General features: G+C 37.6%; 23 protein-coding genes and 1 pseudogene. 17 read left to right on the top strand and 7 right to left on the bottom strand.

Features of this window, described 5'->3' with window-relative positions:
- Positions 1-31: 31 nt before the first annotated feature.
- The 5 genes from JEP36_RS08245 to fliZ all read left to right on the top strand — a co-directional run bounded on the left by JEP36_RS08245 (position 32) and on the right by fliZ (position 4,890).
- Positions 32-1,174, top strand: a complete 1,143-nt coding sequence (locus JEP36_RS08245) for a FliC/FljB family flagellin (RefSeq protein WP_198630075.1) — start codon at positions 32-34, stop codon at positions 1,172-1,174.
- Between the two features lie 227 nt (positions 1,175-1,401).
- Positions 1,402-1,680, top strand: a complete 279-nt coding sequence (locus tag JEP36_RS08240; RefSeq protein WP_198630074.1) for a type II toxin-antitoxin system RelE/ParE family toxin — start codon at positions 1,402-1,404, stop codon at positions 1,678-1,680.
- 305 nt (positions 1,681-1,985) lie between these two features.
- Complete coding sequence (locus JEP36_RS08235) at positions 1,986-3,137, top strand: FliC/FljB family flagellin (RefSeq protein ID WP_198630073.1); 1,152 nt, start codon at positions 1,986-1,988, stop codon at positions 3,135-3,137.
- Positions 3,138-3,578: 441 nt separating this feature from the next.
- Positions 3,579-4,301: an RNA polymerase sigma factor FliA gene (locus JEP36_RS08230; RefSeq protein ID WP_036912728.1), complete on the top strand. Its 723-nt coding sequence runs from the start codon at positions 3,579-3,581 to the stop codon at positions 4,299-4,301.
- Positions 4,302-4,359: 58 nt separating this feature from the next.
- Positions 4,360-4,890 (top strand): flagella biosynthesis regulatory protein FliZ, encoded by a 531-nt coding sequence (fliZ, locus tag JEP36_RS08225; RefSeq protein ID WP_088495242.1) that lies wholly within the window; start codon positions 4,360-4,362, stop codon positions 4,888-4,890.
- A gap of 436 nt (positions 4,891-5,326) precedes the next feature.
- Here fliZ and JEP36_RS08220 read toward each other — a convergent pair.
- The 4 genes and pseudogenes from JEP36_RS08220 to JEP36_RS08205 form a co-directional block, all read right to left on the bottom strand.
- Positions 5,327-6,349: pseudogene (locus JEP36_RS08220) on the bottom strand (aldehyde dehydrogenase family protein); the annotation flags it as partial.
- A gap of 102 nt (positions 6,350-6,451) precedes the next feature.
- A complete protein-coding gene (locus JEP36_RS08215) occupies positions 6,452-7,489 on the bottom strand; it encodes a phage integrase (protein WP_109373019.1) in 1,038 nt (345 codons plus the stop codon).
- Positions 7,479-7,928, bottom strand: coding sequence for a hypothetical protein (locus JEP36_RS08210; protein ID WP_109373020.1), 450 nt, complete (start codon positions 7,926-7,928; stop codon positions 7,479-7,481). Before JEP36_RS08210 ends, JEP36_RS08215 begins: the two co-directional genes overlap by 11 nt.
- 1 nt (position 7,929) lies before the next feature.
- Positions 7,930-8,520, bottom strand: a complete 591-nt coding sequence (locus JEP36_RS08205) for a phage repressor protein CI (RefSeq protein ID WP_109373021.1) — start codon at positions 8,518-8,520, stop codon at positions 7,930-7,932.
- Between the two features lie 148 nt (positions 8,521-8,668).
- Between JEP36_RS08205 and JEP36_RS08200 the strand changes: the two genes are divergently transcribed.
- The 9 genes from JEP36_RS08200 (at position 8,669) to JEP36_RS08160 (ending at position 14,090) form a co-directional block, all read left to right on the top strand.
- Positions 8,669-8,893 carry a regulator gene (locus JEP36_RS08200; RefSeq protein WP_109373022.1) on the top strand — a complete coding sequence of 75 codons (225 nt, stop codon included), beginning with the start codon at positions 8,669-8,671 and terminating at the stop codon, positions 8,891-8,893.
- Positions 8,894-8,923: 30 nt separating this feature from the next.
- Positions 8,924-9,433 carry a phage regulatory CII family protein gene (locus tag JEP36_RS08195; RefSeq protein ID WP_109373023.1) on the top strand — a complete coding sequence of 170 codons (510 nt, stop codon included), beginning with the start codon at positions 8,924-8,926 and terminating at the stop codon, positions 9,431-9,433.
- Between the two features lie 6 nt (positions 9,434-9,439).
- The gene (locus JEP36_RS08190) at positions 9,440-9,721 is read left to right on the top strand and encodes a hypothetical protein (RefSeq protein ID WP_109373024.1); all 282 of its coding nucleotides are present in this window, start codon (positions 9,440-9,442) and stop codon (positions 9,719-9,721) included.
- A gap of 172 nt (positions 9,722-9,893) precedes the next feature.
- Positions 9,894-10,364, top strand: coding sequence for a hypothetical protein (locus tag JEP36_RS08185; protein WP_109373025.1), 471 nt, complete (start codon positions 9,894-9,896; stop codon positions 10,362-10,364).
- A gap of 11 nt (positions 10,365-10,375) precedes the next feature.
- Complete coding sequence (locus tag JEP36_RS08180) at positions 10,376-10,723, top strand: DUF5347 family protein (RefSeq protein WP_109373026.1); 348 nt, start codon at positions 10,376-10,378, stop codon at positions 10,721-10,723.
- Between the two features lie 76 nt (positions 10,724-10,799).
- On the top strand, positions 10,800-11,051 hold the full coding sequence (locus JEP36_RS08175) for a DUF2732 family protein (RefSeq protein ID WP_109373027.1): 252 nt from the start codon (positions 10,800-10,802) through the stop codon (positions 11,049-11,051).
- 1 nt (position 11,052) lies between these two features.
- Positions 11,053-13,173 carry a replication endonuclease gene (locus tag JEP36_RS08170; RefSeq protein ID WP_109373028.1) on the top strand — a complete coding sequence of 707 codons (2,121 nt, stop codon included), beginning with the start codon at positions 11,053-11,055 and terminating at the stop codon, positions 13,171-13,173.
- Between the two features lie 208 nt (positions 13,174-13,381).
- Positions 13,382-13,816 (top strand): hypothetical protein, encoded by a 435-nt coding sequence (locus tag JEP36_RS08165; protein WP_109373030.1) that lies wholly within the window; start codon positions 13,382-13,384, stop codon positions 13,814-13,816.
- A gap of 91 nt (positions 13,817-13,907) precedes the next feature.
- Complete coding sequence (locus tag JEP36_RS08160; RefSeq protein WP_109373031.1) at positions 13,908-14,090, top strand: hypothetical protein; 183 nt, start codon at positions 13,908-13,910, stop codon at positions 14,088-14,090.
- 1 nt (position 14,091) lies between these two features.
- Here the strand turns inward: JEP36_RS08160 and JEP36_RS08155 are convergent, their stop codons facing one another.
- From JEP36_RS08155 to JEP36_RS08145, 3 genes are read right to left on the bottom strand one after another with little or no spacing between them, the layout of a single operon-like run.
- Complete coding sequence (locus tag JEP36_RS08155; RefSeq protein ID WP_036935239.1) at positions 14,092-14,400, bottom strand: ogr/Delta-like zinc finger family protein; 309 nt, start codon at positions 14,398-14,400, stop codon at positions 14,092-14,094.
- Positions 14,397-15,431 (bottom strand): phage portal protein, encoded by a 1,035-nt coding sequence (locus JEP36_RS08150; RefSeq protein ID WP_198630072.1) that lies wholly within the window; start codon positions 15,429-15,431, stop codon positions 14,397-14,399. The genes JEP36_RS08155 and JEP36_RS08150 overlap by 4 nt, the downstream gene beginning before the upstream one ends.
- The gene (locus JEP36_RS08145) at positions 15,431-17,221 is read right to left on the bottom strand and encodes a terminase large subunit domain-containing protein (protein ID WP_232805434.1); all 1,791 of its coding nucleotides are present in this window, start codon (positions 17,219-17,221) and stop codon (positions 15,431-15,433) included. The genes JEP36_RS08150 and JEP36_RS08145 overlap by 1 nt, the downstream gene beginning before the upstream one ends.
- A gap of 161 nt (positions 17,222-17,382) precedes the next feature.
- Here JEP36_RS08145 and JEP36_RS08140 point away from each other — a divergent pair, with 161 nt between their 5' ends.
- Genes JEP36_RS08140 through gpM form a run of 3 tightly spaced genes read left to right on the top strand, consistent with a single transcriptional unit; the run spans position 17,383 to position 19,971 of the window.
- Positions 17,383-18,219 (top strand): GPO family capsid scaffolding protein, encoded by an 837-nt coding sequence (locus JEP36_RS08140; RefSeq protein ID WP_198630070.1) that lies wholly within the window; start codon positions 17,383-17,385, stop codon positions 18,217-18,219.
- Between the two features lie 10 nt (positions 18,220-18,229).
- Positions 18,230-19,261, top strand: coding sequence for a phage major capsid protein, P2 family (locus JEP36_RS08135; protein WP_198630069.1), 1,032 nt, complete (start codon positions 18,230-18,232; stop codon positions 19,259-19,261).
- 5 nt (positions 19,262-19,266) lie between these two features.
- Positions 19,267-19,971 carry a phage terminase small subunit gene (gpM, locus tag JEP36_RS08130; RefSeq protein WP_198630068.1) on the top strand — a complete coding sequence of 235 codons (705 nt, stop codon included), beginning with the start codon at positions 19,267-19,269 and terminating at the stop codon, positions 19,969-19,971.
- Positions 19,972-20,069 lie beyond the last annotated feature (98 nt).

Below are 20,069 nucleotides of genomic sequence, written 5' to 3'. Positions count from 1 at the left end.
TTTATCGACTTGATTTTAAAGGAATCTAGCTATGGCACAAGTCATTAATACCAACTATCTGTCTCTGGTAACTCAAAACAACCTGAATAAATCTCAGGGAGCTTTAGGAAGTGCAATCGAGCGTCTGTCTTCTGGTTTACGTATCAACAGCGCGAAAGACGATGCAGCAGGTCAAGCGATTGCTAACCGTTTCACTTCAAACGTAAATGGTTTAACTCAAGCAGCACGTAATGCGAACGATGGTATCTCTATCGCTCAAACTACTGAAGGTGCTTTGAACGAGATCAACAACAACTTACAACGTATCCGTGAGTTAACAGTTCAAGCTAAAAACGGTTCTAACTCAGAATCAGATATCAAATCAATCCAAGAAGAAGTTAAAGAACGTCTTAGTGAAATTGACCGTATTTCTGAGCAAACTCAATTCAACGGCGTTAAAGTGCTGAGTGGCGAAAAGTCAACTATGACTGTTCACGTTGGTACTAACGACAAAGAAAAAATTGAATTTGAATTGATAAAAGTTGATAGCAAGACGTTGAAAATCGACGAATTAGAAGTTGGTGCTGAAACTAAATTTAGTGGTGTAACTAAAGCTGAAATGACCGCTGGTAAAAAAACAGCTGCACAGTTGGCTCCAGCTAAAGGTGGTGAAGGTATTGTTGCTGCTGACTTAGGTAAAGCATCAATTGATGGAGCACCTGCTGCTACAGTAGATGATGTTGCTGAAGTAAATGGCAAGAATTATATCACTGTTGGCGGTAAAACTTATGAAGCTGAAGTATCAGTTAAAAACCCAGCTGACCCACTTCAAGCAAAAACCTTAGAATATAAAGTTGGTAAAGAGGTTAAAGTTTATACACCTGAAGAAGTTAAGGTTGAGGAGGAAAAGACTAAAAAGGCTGAAGCTCAATTGAAAACTTTAGACGAAGCAATTAACTCCGTTGATAGTATGCGTTCTTCTTTAGGTGCGATTCAAAACCGTTTTGAATCTACTATCAACAACCTGAACAACACTGTTAACAACTTATCTGCTGCACGTAGCCGTATCCTAGATGCTGACTATGCAACAGAAGTTTCTAACATGAGCCGTGGTCAAATTCTGCAACAAGCGGGTACTTCAGTACTTGCTCAAGCAAACCAAGTACCACAAACTGTTCTGTCTCTGTTACGTTAATTCGTACACTGACACAAAAGATACCTTTCTATATTCAAAAGGTCCTCGTAAGAGGGCCTTTTTTTGTCATTTGTGTTGAAAAGTATTTATATTTTTCCTTCATCTATTTTTAAAAATTATGTCCATATAGCATTTTTCCTAAAGAAAACGATAAAAATCATTTTATGTTGTGGTGATTATAACGACACATTAGTGTGTGTTACATCTCGTATAATACGGATTTAAAGATGATAAAATCATTTAAATATAAAGGATTGAAGCAACTTTTTGAAAAAGGCGTTACATCAGAAGTTCTTGCTAATGATGCAGAAAGAATTAATGATAGACTACAATTTATTGATATAGCTAAAGATATTAGCGAATTAAATCGGCAAATATATAAACTTCATAAATTAAAAGGTGATCGAGAAGGATATTGGTCGATTACAGTAAGAGCTAATTGGTGTATTGCTTTTCAATTTATTAACGGCGATGCCTATATTCTACACTATGAGGATTATCATTAATGAGACAATTTAAAATTTCACATTCAGGCGAAATTATTGCACGAGATTTAGAATACAGGCTCCCAGTATTTTATATTTAGCCCTACTTTTTTTAGTTTTATTTTTTCTTCCGATCTATTTCGCTTTTTTCTACAATAAATTATTCCTTGCAAATTAACTGACTGGCTTTTATTACTATTTTCGCGACGCCAAAAATCGTAAATCCTTCAAAATTGATGACGATAGTGTTTAGGCAACGTTATTACAGTGACGTAATAACCCACCTATTCATTAAATGTTTTAAAATCAAGTTGAAGGAATATTATATGCCACAAGTTATTATGACTAATCCAACATCACTGATTGCTCAAAATAATTTAAATCGCTCTCAAAGTGTATTAAATACTGCAATCCAACGCCTCTCTTCTGGTTTACGTATTAATAGCGCCAAGGATGATGCTGCGGGTCAAGCGATTGCTAACCGTTTTACCTCAAATGTTAATGGTTTGACTCAAGCTTCTCGTAATGCGAACGACGGTATTTCAATTGCCCAAACCACAGAAGGGGCATTAAATGAAATTAATAATAACTTACAACGTATTCGTGAGTTAACTGTTCAAGCTAAAAACGGTTCTAATTCAGATTCTGATATTAAATCTATTCAGGAAGAAGTGAATCAACGTACTGCGGAAATTAATCGTATTTCAGAACAGACTCAATTTAATGGCGTAAAAGTGTTAAGTGAAGACAGCACATTAAATTTACAAGTGGGGGCGCTTGATAAAGAACAAATCAGTGTTGATCTGAAAAAAACCGATGCCACTACATTGGGTATCGATAAATTAGATCTTTCTGTTAAACCAGAAAAATTACATAGTGGTTCTGCATCAACTTTCTCTGTTACTAATCAGGTAAAAAACCCAGTATCAAAAGATATTGATATTGATACTACATCGTTAAAAGCAAGTTTAGCAACAGGTGAGTCTTTAGAAGGTGTCTATTATGCAGTGGATGCAACTGGTAAAGAAGATAAAACTAAATTGGTAATTGAGATAAAAGATGCCAATGGTGATGTCAAAACTTTTGAAGCAACCCCAGATACATCAAAAGTCATTGATAGTAGTACTGGCGACTTTGTTCCTGGCGGTAAAGTGAGTTTAACTAAAGGTAATGAAGTTAAACCTAAAAACCCACCAACAATTAACGATGCACCATTAAAAGGATTAGATGATGCACTTTCTCAAGTCGATACTTTACGTAGTGCAATGGGTGCAGTACAAAACCGTTTAGATTCTACTATTACGAATTTGAGTAACACCGTTAGTAATCTAACTGCATCACGTAGCCGTATTCAAGATGCGGATTATGCAACAGAAGTGTCTAATATGAGCCGTGGTCAAATCCTACAACAAGCGGGTACTGCGGTATTGGCTCAAGCAAATCAAATGCCACAAAACGTATTATCACTGCTGCGTTAATTTCAATCTTAAATAATCCTCAAATAACACCCACTGCAAATTTTGTAGTGGGTGTTTTATCATCAAAACAATCGTTTTTTTAATTAATCATTTATGAGTATTTCAACTGACTCCCAAGAAGCTAAAATCGCACAAAATAAAATACTATGATTTATATGTTATTTTTTTATGAACAGAATGCACTTTCTATGAGCTGATTTCTTTTAATGAGAGAAAGTATCAATTTAATTAACGGTTTTTCTAAGGATTAGTCACTAATGTTTTAGGGTAAAGTAGTTCTCGTAATGCAATGACAAATTAATTTATCAATGAAAACCCGATTTTTACTGAAAATTTGGCATAGGTGAAAAAGAGGCGCTTTTGCTTCACTGTTCAGTCGATTGCTAAATTTATTTAGCCAGATAATGGTTTCCGGTCTTTTATCCAAAGGTGTCTTTTGTTGTGAGTGATTTGTATACCGCCGAAGGCGTGATGGACAAAAATAGCCTCTGGGAGCGATATGTCCCGTTGGTTCGCCATGAAGCATTACGATTACAGGTCAAGTTACCTGCGAGTGTTGAATTGGATGATCTTTTGCAAGCAGGTGGAATTGGGTTATTAAACGCGGTTGAGCGTTATGACTCAATGCAAGGCGCTGCCTTTACCACTTATGCTGTTCAACGTATCCGTGGCTCGATGTTAGATGAGCTACGCAGCCGCGACTGGGCGCCACGCAGTGTGCGCCGAAATGCAAGAGAAGTTACCCATTCTATTCATCAATTAGAGCAGGATCTAGGACGACCCCCATTAGAACAGGAAGTTGCTGATCATTTGCAGATTGAGTTAGCAGAATACCGGCAGATCCTATTGGATACGAATAACAGCCAATTGTTCTCTTATGACGAATGGCATGAAATTTACGGTGAAAGCTGTGAACCGTCTCAAGACGAAGATCATGATGACAATCCATTACAGATGTTATTAGAAAGTGATATTCGCCAAAGAGTCATAGACGCGATAGAATTGCTTCCCGAAAGGGAAAAAATGGTTCTTACACTGTATTATCAGGAAGAACTTAATTTGAAAGAAATAGGCGCAGTGCTTAATGTCGGGGAATCCCGCGTGAGCCAGCTACACAGCCAAGCCATAAAAAGGCTGCGAGCACGCTTAAACCCAGAGAAATAGAAGTTTTGCTTATTTTTGTTTTTGTTTATTAAGACTACAACACAGGGCTTTATCTCTTATGTCTGTTTCAACACAAAAGAAACGGCCGCTAAGCCGTTACATTAAAGACTATAAACACAGCCAGACTCATTGTCTACATTGCCACAAGGCGCTTGATCGGATCTCTCTCGTATTCAATCGCCAAGTCATCAATAAAGAAGCCATTTCTGAAATGACAGATTTAGTTGATGATGAAACGTGGGAAACGTTACAAGAGAAGTTTTCTGCGCTATGTCGTTTCTGTAGTGAGATTTACTGTAATAGTGAAACTGACTACTTTGACATTATGTCTTTTAAGCAGTATTTGTTTGAACAAACGGAGATGAGCCACAGTACTGTTCGTGAGTATGTGGTTCGTTTACGTCGGCTCGATGAATTACTGACTTCAACTAATTTTCCGCGTCAAGAATTTACGACAGAGAAAATTCAGTCAGACCTGAGTAAAAAGCTCACTCCCTCTGCATTTAGTAACTACAACATTGCGCTACGTAAGTATGAGCAATATCTCGATTGGTGCCAAGAGCCACCATCGATGAGTAGCAGTCACTAATTGCGCTCAAGAGAGACCTTAAAAGGAGTAGCCTAGCCTACTCCTTTTTCTTTTGTCGCTGATAATCACACTTTATTTACCTTTCTGCTTTTCCTCTTATCTTAAAAAAGTTTTTTATTTATCCTTTAATAAGAATATTCGCACTGATAACCTATTTTTAGATAAAAAAAAGCGCCCACAGTGGGGCGCAAGTTTCAGGTATTCATAAAGATATAATTAAATCAACTTCTAGGTTGACTTGGGCGTAAGTATATTTACGAAACTAACTCGTCGCGAATAATAAATATAAAAAGAGTGAGAGTAGTCACAGCATTCAAAAAAATAATATTTTGGGCTATCTCTTTAGAAAAAATGGAGTAACAAAAGAAAAAACCACCTTTAAGAAAACAAACTTTAAAGGTGGTCTCAAAGATAAGGAGAGAAAGAGAGGGGGTAATTAACTAATCGTCATCAAGCTTGCATTGCCTCCAGCTGCGGCTGTATTAATACTGAGGGCTCGCTCGTGTAATAAACGTTCTAACAGTAAATTTGTCTCATCTCTAGCGAATCCTTGTACTGAAATGATAGCACCTTTACGTTGTGCTATTTTCTGGCAAATTTCTTTAAGTTGATCGCAATCACCATGATAAATAACGGCGTTAATTTTAACTGAATCATCATCCCATTTATCAATAAGAGTGATAGATTTCCTAACGTCATCCGGTAATTCACGATATGTTTTTTGCGAGAATGCACTGTTAACCACAATGGCATGACAGCCTGAAGCTAATACTCCTGCTATTTGGCTAAAGCCATCTTTTTCGTTATCTGCAATGCAAAGTACATTGCCACAAGGAACTAACTGATAAGTATTACGTTCACCAGTCGGACCTGGTAATACACGCAATGTACCTGCCTGAGAGGCAGCAGCGTAATCTTCTAATGCAGCATAATGTGTTTTTTCAACTTTGTTCACTAACCATGCCATAAAGTTATGATAGGTTTGTAACAAACTATTACGCATTGAAGTATCAAGAGGGAGATAAGCATCTTGGCGCGATAAAGTTTGTGTTGTCGCATTTTCAGGGCGTTTAGATAATAAGCGATATAAATAAGCAGGCCCGCCCGCTTTAGGCCCCGTACCTGATAATCCTTCACCACCAAAAGGCTGAACACCTACCACAGCACCTACCATATTTCGGTTTACATATAAGTTTCCTACTTTTGCATGAGTAGCAATATACGCAATAGTTTCATCAATACGAGTATGAACTCCCATAGTTAAACCATAACCTGTGGAATTAATCTCATTTAATAAAGTAGGCAAATCTTGGCTTGCGTAGCGAACAACATGTAAAACAGGACCAAAGATCTCTTTTTTCAGTGAACTGACTTTATCTAACTCAATTAAAGTCGGTTGAACAAAAGTACTATTGCTCTCGATGTGTTTCGGCAAACTATTATGAGTAATTTGATACATGTAATATAATCAATGAGTTATATTAAAATCAATATGTTAAGAATCAAATAGAGCCAAATAGAGCCAACCTGTGATTAGCTGATGGGGCAAAAATGGGGCAATTTAACCATTATCTTTTGCTATCTGTGATAGTGGATTTAATTTGACGGCTTCGTCTAAATGATCTGGTGCAAAATGAGAATATCGCATGGTCATTTTTATATCAGTATGACCAAGTATTCTTTGTAATACTAAAATATTTCCACCGTTCATCATAAAATGAGAAGCAAAAGTGTGTCTTAATACATGAGATAATTGACCGTCAGGTAATATTATTTTTGTTCTTTTTAGAGCACTTCTAAAGGCAGAGTAACAGGATGTAAAGAGGGTACCACTTGTTCTATTGGCGAATATTTCATTATAAAGGGGTTCATCAATAGGAACAGTACGATTGCGGTTACCTTTTGTGTTTGTATAAGTAATGCGATATTTGCTTATATTCGAGCTTCTTAATGATTCAGCTTCTGACCACCGTGCACCTGTTGATAGACAGATTTTTACAATTGTTAATAAGTGTGGGTTAGAACTGAGTTCACATTCTTTTAGCAATAACCTTATTTCATCATGAGTTAAAAAACTCATTTCAGATTCTTCTGTTTTAAATGGACGGATAGATTCTAACGGGTTTTCATTTTTCCACTCACCAAGACGTGTTAATTCATTGAACATAGCTTTAAAGTAAGCCAATTCAAGATTCATTGTTCTGGGTGAAACTTTTTCTATCCGTTCAGTACGCCTAAGTTTTCCTGAAATTCGTTTTTCTCTATATGAGGAAAATAATTTAGCAGAGAATTCGCGTGCTAAAGGGGAACCCATACAATCAGTTGCATATAACATGGAAGATTTTCTTTTATCACCATCATCAATGGTGACACCATGTAAACTATACCAAGTGTTAATTAGCTCACTTAATTTACGATTATCCTCTTTTTCACCAAGCCAAGGCTGATTATTAGTATTATCTAAAATATAGCGCTCATAATTTAAGGCTTCACCTTTGGTCGTGAAAGTCTTACGTATACGTTTTGCATTATCATTTTTCTTACCTTCAGGATAAAAATCTAAGCGCCATTGCCCATTAGGTAATTTCTTAACGCTCATACTTCTTACCGCAATCTTCTGCTAATTTATTGTATGCATTTTCAATACGTGATTTAGCATCTAACATTGATTTGAAATCATTATCTTGCTTATTTTTCATGTAGTTATTTAGAGATACTGTGAAATTATCTACTTCAATAATAGAAACAAAGCCTAGATATATAGGATTATTGCTGTCATTAGTTTTATATTGATTGTACTTATTAAGAAAGTTAGCTTGTTTTTTAGGGTAGATTTTATTAAACCAAATTGAAAATTCATCATAAGTAACGGTGGAATTTTTTAATTTCTCTCCATCATTAATAGCCATTGATATGCCGTCAGACATAATTAAACCAGAGTCTTCAAACATAGTACTAGCTATTGTGCAATTTTCAGTCATTGCAAAGGAGTAAGATGCTGATGAGAAAATAACTAAACCTAATAAAATATTTTTCATATTAATAATCCTTTATTTCTTTTATAACACTACCTAACACTGTTAAAGCATTTAGTTCACAGTCAAATGCCATACCAATCCCAGACACCCTAACTCTTTGTCCTGGCATTCTAGTTAATTCTCGGATGCTCTTTTTCCCATCAATTTCAACAAGCCATTTGCCATCAAAAATATCATTGAATTTTTTATTAATGATGAAATAGTCATTATCAATTTGAATTGAAATGGGGTCTTGAGGAAGTTGCGATGTAGTAGGGAATATTACTTTATCAATCATTATTATGTCAGCAGATAATAGAGCACCACTTTTCAATCGAAAATTAGGAATTTTTAAAATATCTAATTTTTCTTGGTCAAAAGGTTTACCTTTACCAAATACTAACCACTCTAAATCTACCCCAGTTTCATACATACATCTAACTACCATGTCCGCAGGGAAAATATTTCGTTTATATCTTCCGCTGAGGCTACTTGCTCCCATATTGAAATGTGTTGCCAGCATTATTTTATTAGTAAAACCATACGCTTCTATCATTCTATCAAGAATTTCAGCCGTGTTTTCACATGATACAAAATCAAATGAGCTATTCATTCGCATCCTCAAAACTTCGCATTAGACAAAAAATATGTATTTTTAATGTTGACTATTCGTCTCACGCGAAGTATCTTCACTCTCAGTTCGTGGGGAACCAAATAGAGACAAATAGATACAAATAGACATAATGCGGAGATTTTGCCCTATGAGACCAAATATTACAATCACAATCCCAGAGCCATATATAACGATTGAAGAGTATGTTAAGCGCTCTGGATTATCTAGAAATACAGTAAAAAATATGATTGCCGATGGTCGTTTACCTGTAAGAGCTAAAAGCAAAGACCTAAAGCAATCTACAGTATTTATTAATTTGGCAGCTTTAACTGTTGAAGCCTTATCTAAAGCCAATATTTCACTAGAAGCGTAGTCAGTCTTTCGCATTTTGAGAATAAACACCATGTTTGATTATCAGGTTTCCAAACAAGCGCACTTTGATAATGCATGCCGTGCTTTCGCAAATACCCATAAAGGGGATCTTGTACAAATTGCTGAAAGCATCGGCATGAACGCCCAAATGTTGCGTAACAAGTTAAACCCTGAACAACCGCACCAATTAACGTGCATTGATTTAATGAAGCTGACTGATGCAACCGAAGATGCATCCATTCTTGATGGTGTGTTAGAACAAATGCAATGTCAGCCGTCAGTGCCAGTTAATGAAATGAGTGATTCTAATGTGCCCGCTTATTTATTAACGGCAGTCGGTGAGGTTGGAAAGTTAGCAACAAATACAGTATCGGGCGGTAATTTAAATAATGCGCGAGTCGCTGATTTTAAACGCTCTGTTAATACAGCAATTCGTTGTTTAACGTTGGCAGGAATAACATTATCCGCAAGATTACATACTAACCCAGCGTTCGTCTGTGCAGTGGATGCAGTAACAAATCTTAGCCCATCAATGATGTGAGAAAAAATGAGAACATCAGCCGAAGTGTTGAAGATTAAAGAGTTAGTAAAAGGGGTTTGTACTCCATGTTTATTGCATGGTGATGATGTGATTATTGATCCAATTTTACTAATGAAACTAATTACTGAAATTGAGAGACTTAATTCTATTCAGCCTTTTGGTTTTGTGAAAGTGTCTAAATTAGGTAAAAGTGAATTTACAGAATCACACACCACTTTATATAGATGGATTGTTTTTAATGAAAAAGTCAAAAATAATTCAGATGAAATATTTCCGTTGTTTAAATAATTTATGTGAGATTTCAAAATGAAATTAAATTCATTACAGCTTCAACAACACAAATATAAATTATCCAGTGATTCATTTAAAAATGAAAATAACAATTCTATTCATATTGTTAGCTTTATTTTATTTATGGGTTATTTATTAATATCAGCTTTAAGTTAATTGAGAGGTAGTTATGTCAGAGACTAATTTTGGAAGCGTTACAATAAGAGTGAATAACCCAATACTTGAGTATGAAAATATAGATATTCCTAATACCTCTTTTTGTGGACAAGCATTCATTTATCATAAAGGTGCTGAGGTGGCTCGTTTGAATTTTATTCCTAATCCAGAATATGAAAATGATAATTTTGAATCATCAAAAATAAGAATGGGGTTTGATTTGAGTGATAAAGGTGACGAGACAGTTTCTTTAAAAAAAGAATTATCTGGATACATACATAAACATAATTGCATAGCGGAAGGGTTAAAAGAATTACAGACTAAAAAACAAATGTTACGCGAGCAATTAATAGATGCAGTTAATAATGCACAAAATAGTGGTTTATGTGTAGACCTTATTCATGATGAATTAAAATCTTTTGCGCATGAATTTATTATTGTCTGCGAAAATTTAGAAATTGATTGTGACGAAATACCATTTTAAGTGAGGTTATTATGTATCAGAATCCATCAGAAAGCGGAGATAGAGCTATTTATATTCCATTGAAAAATAGAATTGATGGATTAAATGCAATAGCTAAATTACGCGCTATCTACTTTAAAAGAAATAATGAGAAGTTAGGTTTTTTTCTTGATGACATGAAAAATAAGCACGATGAAATGTATGAAGAAAAAAGAATTTTTTTGGCAGGAATATTGAGAGATGCAGGGATAAAAAAAGAAAGAATGAATCTTGATATTGATAAATTTAGCAAGGAAGAAATAAACAGTATCATTAAAGAAATAAATCGTCGTATATCATTTAGTAATTTATTACCTAAAGGCTTATCTCTAGTCGAATAATTAATTAAACCCAAAGTAAAAATAAATGACCTTAATCGGTCAGGGCTTTTTGCAACCTAAATAAAGGAAATTAACTATGAATACATCAATACCAACCCCCATTTTTACGCCTAGTTTAGTGTCTGAAATTGAACAAGCATTAGTTTTAGATTCTGCATTAGTGTTCGCTCGTAATGAGCAAAAGCAAGCCTGCGCTGATAAATACGCATCCCGTATTCGCAAGTTATCTAGCCTTATCATTCAAAACAAAATGGATTATTCCGACGTTGCTGAACTGTTGGAAAGTGAAGCGTCAGAGCTAGAACGTCAAGCACAAGAACTGGTTTGATATGACTATCGCGGTGGAGAATAACAGCGACGTATTTATCTCAATGCGTCGCCAAAAAGAAGAATTTCAGCCAGAGTTATCGCCAAAAGCGTCCTTGGCTGAACGCATTATGTATGATGCAAACCCGCTTGATATTGAGTATCGCAATAGCATTATGGGTAATATGCCTGATAGTTTGGCTATTTATTTTGCTACCCGATATTCAAAAATATTTAAGACTGCTAAAAAAGATAATAGACGTCTTGCTAATACCTTTTTACGTAAAGTGGCTAAGAATGTATTACCAAGATACAACCTTGTTTTATCTCAATATCAATTTAATGGCGTAACATCAGGTTATGATTTCTTCCCTGAAAATTATGTCGAACAACTTTCTAACTTACACTCCCTAGACCGTGGAACCATCAAAGAGCTGGCGAACGGTATTGCTCGTTATCTCACTTCTACATTTACCGAATTTTGCCAACGTGCAAATTATAGCGAGACTTCTGAAGGTGCTAAATCTGGCTACAAAAAAATAAGTCAGATTACTTTACAGATTGGTACCATCCCGCCGTATTGGAAACAATTTATTAGGGGTAGACGTAAACCAACAGAAAACCAGTTGCTTTCTGGTTTATTACGCATGATGTCTGATAAGTGGTGGTATGGGCGTTTAAAGCGTATGCGTGATTTACGTGCTGAGCATCTTGCTATTGCTGTCGGGCAGGTACAAAAAAGTGCGTCACCTTATATTTCAAGAAAAGCCCTACATGAATGGATAGAGCAAAAAAAACGTAACTGGGATTACATAAAAAGTTTCGATTTAACCAATGAGCATGGTGACCGCGTTTCTCTTGAAGAAATGGTATTAGCCAGTGTTTCTAATCCTGCTGTTCGCCGTTGTGAATTGATGGTGCGTATGCGTGGGTTTGAAAATATGGCTAACGAAATGGGTTATGTCGGTGAGTTTTACACGCTCACTGCTCCATCAAAATATCACAATGCATACAGTAAGGGCGGTTTCATTGAACAATGGAATGGCGCATCCCCTCGTGATGTTCAGAAATACCTTTGCAAAGTCTGGTCAAAAGTTCGCGCTGAATATGCCCGCGAAGGAATTCGTCCATTCGGTTTCCGTGTTGTAGAACCTCATCATGATTCAACTCCTCACTGGCATTTATTGTTATTTGTTCATCCTGACCACGTTGAAAAGCTGAGAGAGATCTTCGCGGAATATGCACGTGAAGAGGATGCCTTTGAGTTAAAAACCAAAGAGGCAAAAGAAGCCCGTTTTTATGTTGAGCCTATTGATAAAGAAAAAGGTTCCGCCACGGGTTATATCGCTAAATATATTTCTAAAAATATAGACGGTTACGCCATGGATGACGAGATAGACGATGAAACGGGGCAGAAATGCAAAGACATGGCCAAAGCCGTTTCAGCATGGGCGAGCTTACACCGCATTCGACAATTTCAGCAAATTGGCGGTGCTCCTGTGTCGGTTTGGCGTGAGTTGCGTCGCTTGCCAGGTGAAGAGCAAATTCTAGCAACGGAAGATATGGACAACGTGCGTTTTGCGTCAGATGTGGGTGATTGGTATGCCTACACCGAGTTGCAAGGTGGTGCAACAGTAAAACGCCGAGATTTAACAGTGAGACTTTCTTATGAAGTCACAGAAATGGGGAATGAATACGGCGAAGACGTTAAAAAAATTAAAGGAGTTTACTCACCGCTTGCGTGTGAGGACTCTTTTTATCTTACCCGCACAGCTAAGTGGGAACTGGTCGCCAAAGAATCCACGTCTGTTAAAGGGAGTGGTTTGGCTTTTGATGGCGCGATTAGCGCCCCTTGGAGTTCTGTCAATAACTGTACGGGGGAAACCCGAACGATTAACGATGAAGAAAAGGTGGTAACGGAAATTTTAGATAATTTCAGGTCAATCGGGCATGAAATCACCTTTGATGATGCCCAAAAAATGAGAAATGGGTCGGGAATAGTCATTGATGATAGGACGTTTAGAAGTTTCAAAGACGGTTCTTTGATAAGAGCGGGCACGACACAGCTGAAATACCGTCAATTTAATGAACGAAAAGACCGTATTTTTAATAAAGTAAATAAGTTGAGAGGAATGAATGTATAAATACTTGGTTTTATTTTATTTATTGATATCAATAGTTCTTTTTATACGCAGAACTATGAAGTCTAAAAAAAGCTATCATGACAAATACAGCCTAGGTGAAGCGATAGATTACTCAATGCTATGGCCATTTTATATTTTGATTGCATCCTATTTTTTTCTTGCAGAGAAATATCGCAAATTTATTGGTATGAGCGAGGAGAGATAATCTATGAGTGTGAAAAAAATAAAACTGATGTTAGATTTATTGGCTCGCCTGTATTTTAAGCAAGTCAGTGTTTTGTCCGAAAAGGCAAGTTTCTCTCATGAGGAGTATTTTTCTTTAGAATCAATTTTGAACGCATTATTAACAGGGAAAAATAAATTCTTCATTGGAGATGAATGCGAGGTTAACCATATTTTAGATTGTTTTTGCGATCATCTTGGTATTGAAAATACAAGTGTTAGGCGATTTGTCTTGGATGGTGCAAAATTTTATTTTGTTAGTCATGACGATTTTAAAAAGCCATTATTTGGCGGTCTGGCGGGGGATGTTTATTATGCAATACCTCAACAACCAAGTGATATCGAAGCCTATTTAATTGATTCATTATCATGCCATACCCGATATTACGTGACGAAATATCAAGGTTCACACAATAAGTAATTATATCTCACATTATTATCACTTAGGGGTTCACAAAAAACACAAATTGACTATACTGTTTATTCATACAGTATTCTTTAAGGGTATGATAATGACAGATAATATAAAAAGCATGGAAGCACTTGAAAGAATAGCTCTTATCGCAAAAGTAGGTAGTTTTGATTCTTTCACATCACAGGAAAAAGATATTGTTTTATCATTAATATTTGAGTTAGCCGACAATGCCAGAGTGGACTTATTGGAAAAAAATAAGCCACAAAATGTGGCTCAATAATTTAAGCAATGGGCGCTTTGAGTAAATCAAGCGCCATTTGTTTATTATCTGGTAGCAGTTTATCAATCATTTTATTCACGTCTTTGGCGCTAGGACTTAGTGTGTGACTAAAAGTGACGTTTAAAACGAAAGTCATTCCGCATTCTAAGTCTGTGCATTGACAATAAAGGTCAGCAAATTGGCGATGTTTTCTATTTGTTGTTCTTATGATTGCCTTTTCACCGCACGCGGGGCAGAGGACTTTCATCACTTTCATATTACGAACTCCAAAATAATCGAACTTACGTAATTTTACCTTTTTTTGCCTCATTCTGCATCCAAACTGTCGTTATCTTTCTTAAAGTTGATATGCAAATGTGACGGTATTTCAGGGTCACTATTGACGGCATTCTCAAACATGCGTTGCACAGGAATAACTTCATCTTGTCGATAGGCTTCACGGGCTTTGATTGGGTCACCTAAACCGCCAACGTTGCCAGGAATAATCCCTGCTAAACCCGCCGGGAAGCGATGCGCGGTTAAAATATCTTGGGCACTGATATTTTTGACATTATTAAATTCATCTTTAGCCGAAATATCCCCAATAGGCATAAATTTAATCCCTTCGGGATCGCCTTTAGGAATATGCACAAACATCGTAGAAAAATTACCGATACCTTTGCTATTTTCTAGATTTTTAATGATTTGGGCTTCCACTTCATCAGTGAGAGAAGGGTCATTACAATAAAAAACGCCTCCCGTATGTGCCCCGTTGTGGTAATAACGACGACGAAAAATGGTGGCTTCACTATTTAAGAGTGCCGCATGTATACCACCGATATAATCGGGAATACCGTAAACTTGCTGTTGAGGGTCATATTGTTTGATAAAAATGATATCTTCAGGTGGATACACTAACGGTTCACCTTCTATCAAAATGACAAAATCACCGTCTTTTCGACAACGAAGATAAAGTGACGGCAAAACAAAAAGTTGAATGACATTTCCCCAATAATCTCGTACTTTTAGAATGGCTGTATCACCAAAAATAAGGTAACTCATTACGGACGCTTTTAGTTGTTCATGGCTAAGACCACCGCCTAAAAAATCGGATAAAATCATATTTTGACGCGCATAAATCACCCCGCCATGTTGGGCATTTAAATTAACTAATTGAGCAAGCGCAGTTCTATCAATCGGGAGTGAATAATGATCATGTTCATTGTCATACCAGATATTTTGATAGTCTGTATGCGTTGTTAATATCGGCTCGGGTTTACCCAGTGTAATAATGCTCATGTTTTTTTTCGGGGTACTGGATGCCGAAATAGAGAGGTTCTTCCGTGATTTTTTCTTAGCCATTACGATGCCTTTTGAAATATCCATTTTGATTTACGTTGATTATCTGTGTTCAACGGTTCATTAATTGCGCCATGAGCGATAGCCCAAAAACTATCGGCATGGCCTGTTTCCATACTGCGGTCAGCCACAAAGGTCATGGCACCGCCCTTGCTGGTTGTATCTCGACGAATGGCCAAGAAACTGGCGGTGATTTCTTTTTGCTCTCTATCCCATTCGATACGTTCCTCATCGACTAAATCCACCATTTTTAAGACGAGTTGGGTTTTCATGCTAAGGCTATAACGAATTTCCATCGTTTCACGTGGTGCAAAATCTTGCACCATCTCATAGACGCCATGACCTATACCTGTCGTATCAATGCCGATATGTGTGAAGCGATAACGCCCATAAAGTTCTTGGATTTTTTTGGCTTGATGTTTCCACGCCATACCTTGCCAGTAATAAATGGCCAGAACACGGAACCGTTCACCAGGTGCAGAAGGCGGTGCTAAAATAGCAAATGCGGAGGTATCACCTGAACGGGCGGGGTCATAACCGCCCCATACTTCACGATTCCCAAATGGGCGCGGTTCATCAGGAAAGTGATCTTCCCATAGCCCCACATCAACCCAACATTTTTCTAAATCGTTATATTTAAAAACGGATGCGCCACTATCAACAAAGACGCACATATACAACATATCGAACGTGTCTTTGTTATAACGGTTACGCAGTTTATCAATAGATGCGAGATTAAAACCGCCCTTAATGGCATCTTCCAGCGTAATGACATAACGCCATTGTTCATCAGGACAATCGCGTCCACCGTCCTGCATTTCTTTAAATGTAGGGAATTTGATATTTTTGCGGGCTTTTTCTGTACCGCGCCATTCGTCACCCGTCCAAAACGGATATGCGGGATGGGTTTTTGAGCTAGGCGTAGAAAAATAGGTTGTGCGCCATTTGTCGTGAGTTGCCATTGCAGAGGCAACTTCATTTAAATGTTTAAAGTTCGGTACCCAAAAATATTCGTCACAATAAAGATGACCTGAATAGCTTTGCGCGGTGTTTTTATTGGTGGATAAAAAGCGAAGTTCTGCGCCATTGCTTAAACGAATCGGGTTGCCTGTTAATGTCACCCCGAAAAATTGCTCTGCAATATTGACAATATAGGAGCGAAAAACCTCGGCTTGCGGTTTTGATGCGGATAAAAAGATTTGTGGGTCGCCCGTGAGTACCGCATTTTCCAGCGCTTCAAACGCAAAATACCAAGTCGCCCCAATTTGGCGTGACTTTAAAATATTACGAATGGATTTTTTAATGTTATTGCGTAAATGTTTTTGATAGCCAAAAAGCATTTTGTCAGCGAATTGCTGAAATTGTTCTTCTGTTAATTCAGAAATATCATTTTTACGATAGCGTTTTTTCTTCCTTGGTTCACCATCGTCAGACTCATTATCATTTGAGTAGCTAGATTGATTATTTTGTGCTTTTGCCTGCGCCAGCTTCTCTGCGTGTTTATTTTGTTGCGCCATCAATTTGATATGATGGTTAATTAAACGGTCTAACTCCTCTTGTTCAAAAACAGTTTTATTGTTTCGCTCACTGAGCAAAATAATGCGTCGATTAATCGCATCTAAAACCGATTCATGACTGAGTAAATCCTGCCAATTCCCTTTTTCAGCCCAGTAGTAAACGATCCGCCGATTCGGCAAATTAAGTTCGGTTGCAATTTCTGCAGGAGTATAGCGTCGCAAGTACAGCGATTTCGCTACCCCTATTAGTTCATCTGAATATCGTGAGTTCGCCATAATGTAAAACATTATGCCTAGTAAGATTCTATCTGGCGTTGGGAGGAATTTGGTTATACGCCATATCCAAATTTAACCATTCGCCTACATCAAACAAATTCGCAATACTATTGACTCAAACGGAAGTGATGAAAATACCCACGGATGGGGGATGCTATGTAATGTCACAATTAATGACAAATTGGCTTTGTATCGCAACAGCGGGAGATACGGTTGATGGTCGAATTATTGAAGACAGTTGGATTTTAGATTCTGCTGAACTTTATGATCGCCAACTCTATACCGCGTGTATTTGGCCAGAGCATGAGCGCTGGTTTGGTTCGATGGGCGAAGTATTAGAGTTAAAAGCCGAACGTGACGAAGAAGGAACGTTAAAACTTTATGCTCGGCTACGTCCTAATCAGCATTTATTACAAGCGAATCGTGACGGCCAATTGCTTTTTACCTCCGCAGAGTTTACCCCAACGGGTAATTTTCGCGGAACAGGGAAAACTTATCTTGAAGGGCTTGGCGTGACTTGTTCGCCTGCCAGCGTTGGTACTGACCGATTGCAGTTTAATAAAAAAGGTAAGAAGTTTCGCTATGGTGCATTAAAACCGTTGGTTTTTGATGAAGTTAAACAGTTTAAGGAAGAAAAAATGGCTAAAGGAAAAGGCTGGCGTAGTTTTTTCAATATTGATGAACCAAGTGTTGATGATACACCAGAAGAAACAGGTGCCACTGATGCAATGCAAGCACTTGCGGAAGCATTATCTGCGCTTGAAATTCGTGTCACAGCAATTGAAACACAACTGACTTCAACAACAGAAAAAGTGGAAGATGTTGAAGAGGATGTGGAAGTCATCAAAGATGCTGTTGATACACCTGAATTTAAACAATTGAAAGATAACTTATCTTCCATTTTAGGTAAATTCAGTAAGTTGGATGATGTGGCAACACGCATCCCTGGTAAAAATCCACGCGGTAGTAAAGAAAAACGCTTTGCTAACCTAGTGTAAGGGGATTGTGATGTCATTAAATAATCAACGTGCTAGTGAGTATTGGAATGCGTATAGAGCCGCATTTTCTGCATCATGCGGTGTGCCTAATGTTAGTAAATATTTTTATTTAACTGAACCTAAAGAAACACAATTACGTGACGCATTATTAGAAACATCTGAATTTCTAAGAATGATTACTGTTGCTGATGTTGACCAATTAACAGGGCAAGTTATTTCCGTAGGTAATCCTGGTCTCTTTACGGGACGTTCTAAAGATGGTCGCTTTGGTCGTAAAGTTGGTGTTGATGGTAATGAATATAAATTAGTCGAAACAGATTCGGGTGCGATTTTACCGTGGGATTTATTGTCAGTTTGGGCAAATTCAGGCGGTGAAGCAGAATTTATTAATCGCATGCAAGCCTTTGTTCAAGAATCTTTTGCATTAGATATGCTTCGTATTGGTTGGAATGGTCAATCTGTTGCAGAAAATACTGACCCAGTTAAAAATCCAAACGGTGAAGATGTTAACAAAGGCTGGCATCAAATCGCTAAAGAGTGGAATAAGGGTTCTCAAGTTCTGACTGATGCAATTACATTAGATGATAGCGGTGATTACCGTTCATTAGATGCCATGGCGTCAGATTTAATTAACACCTGTATTCCGCCACAATTTAGAAATGATCCACGTTTAGTGGTCATGGTTGGTGCTGATTTAGTTTCTGCAGAACAATACCGCTTATATCAAGGTGCTGATAAGCCAACAGAAAAGATTGCTGCACAAATGCTCGGTTCTACGATTGCTGGCCGTCCTGCTATGGTTCCACCATTTATGCCTGGTAAACGTATGGTAGTCACCATCCCAACAAATCTTCATATCTATACGCAACGTAATACCCGTCAGCGTAAAGCGGAGTTTGTTGAAGACCGTAAACAATACGAAAATAAGTATCTGCGTAATGAAGGTTATGCCATTGAGCAACCAGAGCTTTATGCAGCTATCGACGAATCTGCCGTGACTATCGGTAAAGTCACCGAGCCGACTGAAAAAGTAGAAGGTTAAGCGTCATGCTATCACCCGCTCAAAGACACAAGCAAAAAATTGAAATGCAACAAAAACTTGAACAGCATCAGGCTATTACCATTGCTGACGGTGAAAGTATGCATCTTCAAGCGCGTGCCATTGAGCGGGATGTCAAACGACTGCGAGCACTCAATCAAACGTATGAACGTGTGGCCATGAAACGTGAAGAATTATTGCCCATGTATCTACCGACGGCACAACGCTATTTAGATGAAGGCGAGGTGTATCAAAACCCGATTTTTGTGTATTGCGTCATTTGGTTATTTGATGTGGGGGAGTTTGATAAAGGACTGGACTGGGCGGATATCGCCATTGCGCAAGGACAGCGCACCCCCGACAATTTTAAAAGTGGTTTCCCTGCTTTTGTGGCTGACACCATCCTTGAATGGGCACAGTTAGAAGCGGAAGCAGGAAACCCTATTGAGCCTTATTTTTCAAGGACATTTAAGAATGTCACGGAAATTTGGCGAGTTCACGAAAAAATACAAGCAAAGTGGTTTAAATTCCACGCGTTAGAGTTATTAAAAGGCGATGTAGGCGATGCAAGAGCCAGCGCAATTGATTGTGTTGATACGTTGAATCAAGCCGATGCCTATCTTGCTAGGGCACATCAATTAAACCCGAAAAGTGGGGTTAAAACACACCGTTTGCGCATTGCCTCACGATTACGGGCATTAGAGCAAGTGTAAAGACTACCGCAAGCCAAAACGGGCAGGGTGGAGACAAAACAATTTGATTGTTATTGGTCGTGGAAACCTGTTCGCCCGTTTTTTTTAAGGATAAAAGG

Origin of the sequence: Proteus sp. PR00208 (assembly GCF_016238545.1) — a bacterium.
GTDB lineage: Bacteria > Pseudomonadota > Gammaproteobacteria > Enterobacterales > Enterobacteriaceae > Proteus.
Note: the sequence above shows the minus strand (reverse complement) of the source record. Positions and strands in the feature narration are given on the sequence as shown.

Coding starts and splice junctions, on each gene's coding strand:
- JEP36_RS08200 (WP_109373022.1), top strand. CDS start 8,669: ATGAGACCAAATATTACAATCACAATCCCAGAGCCATATATAACGATT.
- JEP36_RS08240 (WP_198630074.1), top strand. CDS start 1,402: ATGATAAAATCATTTAAATATAAAGGATTGAAGCAACTTTTTGAAAAA.
- JEP36_RS08160 (WP_109373031.1), top strand. CDS start 13,908: ATGACAGATAATATAAAAAGCATGGAAGCACTTGAAAGAATAGCTCTT.
- JEP36_RS08235 (WP_198630073.1), top strand. CDS start 1,986: ATGCCACAAGTTATTATGACTAATCCAACATCACTGATTGCTCAAAAT.
- JEP36_RS08145 (WP_232805434.1), bottom strand. CDS start 17,221: ATGGCGAACTCACGATATTCAGATGAACTAATAGGGGTAGCGAAATCG.
- JEP36_RS08135 (WP_198630069.1), top strand. CDS start 18,230: ATGTCATTAAATAATCAACGTGCTAGTGAGTATTGGAATGCGTATAGA.
- JEP36_RS08215 (WP_109373019.1), bottom strand. CDS start 7,489: ATGAGCGTTAAGAAATTACCTAATGGGCAATGGCGCTTAGATTTTTAT.
- gpM (WP_198630068.1), top strand. CDS start 19,267: ATGCTATCACCCGCTCAAAGACACAAGCAAAAAATTGAAATGCAACAA.
- JEP36_RS08205 (WP_109373021.1), bottom strand. CDS start 8,520: ATGAATAGCTCATTTGATTTTGTATCATGTGAAAACACGGCTGAAATT.
- JEP36_RS08150 (WP_198630072.1), bottom strand. CDS start 15,431: ATGGCTAAGAAAAAATCACGGAAGAACCTCTCTATTTCGGCATCCAGT.
- JEP36_RS08155 (WP_036935239.1), bottom strand. CDS start 14,400: ATGAGGCAAAAAAAGGTAAAATTACGTAAGTTCGATTATTTTGGAGTT.
- JEP36_RS08170 (WP_109373028.1), top strand. CDS start 11,053: ATGACTATCGCGGTGGAGAATAACAGCGACGTATTTATCTCAATGCGT.
- JEP36_RS08175 (WP_109373027.1), top strand. CDS start 10,800: ATGAATACATCAATACCAACCCCCATTTTTACGCCTAGTTTAGTGTCT.
- fliZ (WP_088495242.1), top strand. CDS start 4,360: ATGTCTGTTTCAACACAAAAGAAACGGCCGCTAAGCCGTTACATTAAA.
- JEP36_RS08180 (WP_109373026.1), top strand. CDS start 10,376: ATGTATCAGAATCCATCAGAAAGCGGAGATAGAGCTATTTATATTCCA.
- JEP36_RS08190 (WP_109373024.1), top strand. CDS start 9,440: ATGAGAACATCAGCCGAAGTGTTGAAGATTAAAGAGTTAGTAAAAGGG.
- JEP36_RS08245 (WP_198630075.1), top strand. CDS start 32: ATGGCACAAGTCATTAATACCAACTATCTGTCTCTGGTAACTCAAAAC.
- JEP36_RS08210 (WP_109373020.1), bottom strand. CDS start 7,928: ATGAAAAATATTTTATTAGGTTTAGTTATTTTCTCATCAGCATCTTAC.
- JEP36_RS08185 (WP_109373025.1), top strand. CDS start 9,894: ATGTCAGAGACTAATTTTGGAAGCGTTACAATAAGAGTGAATAACCCA.
- JEP36_RS08140 (WP_198630070.1), top strand. CDS start 17,383: ATGTCACAATTAATGACAAATTGGCTTTGTATCGCAACAGCGGGAGAT.
- JEP36_RS08165 (WP_109373030.1), top strand. CDS start 13,382: ATGAGTGTGAAAAAAATAAAACTGATGTTAGATTTATTGGCTCGCCTG.
- JEP36_RS08195 (WP_109373023.1), top strand. CDS start 8,924: ATGTTTGATTATCAGGTTTCCAAACAAGCGCACTTTGATAATGCATGC.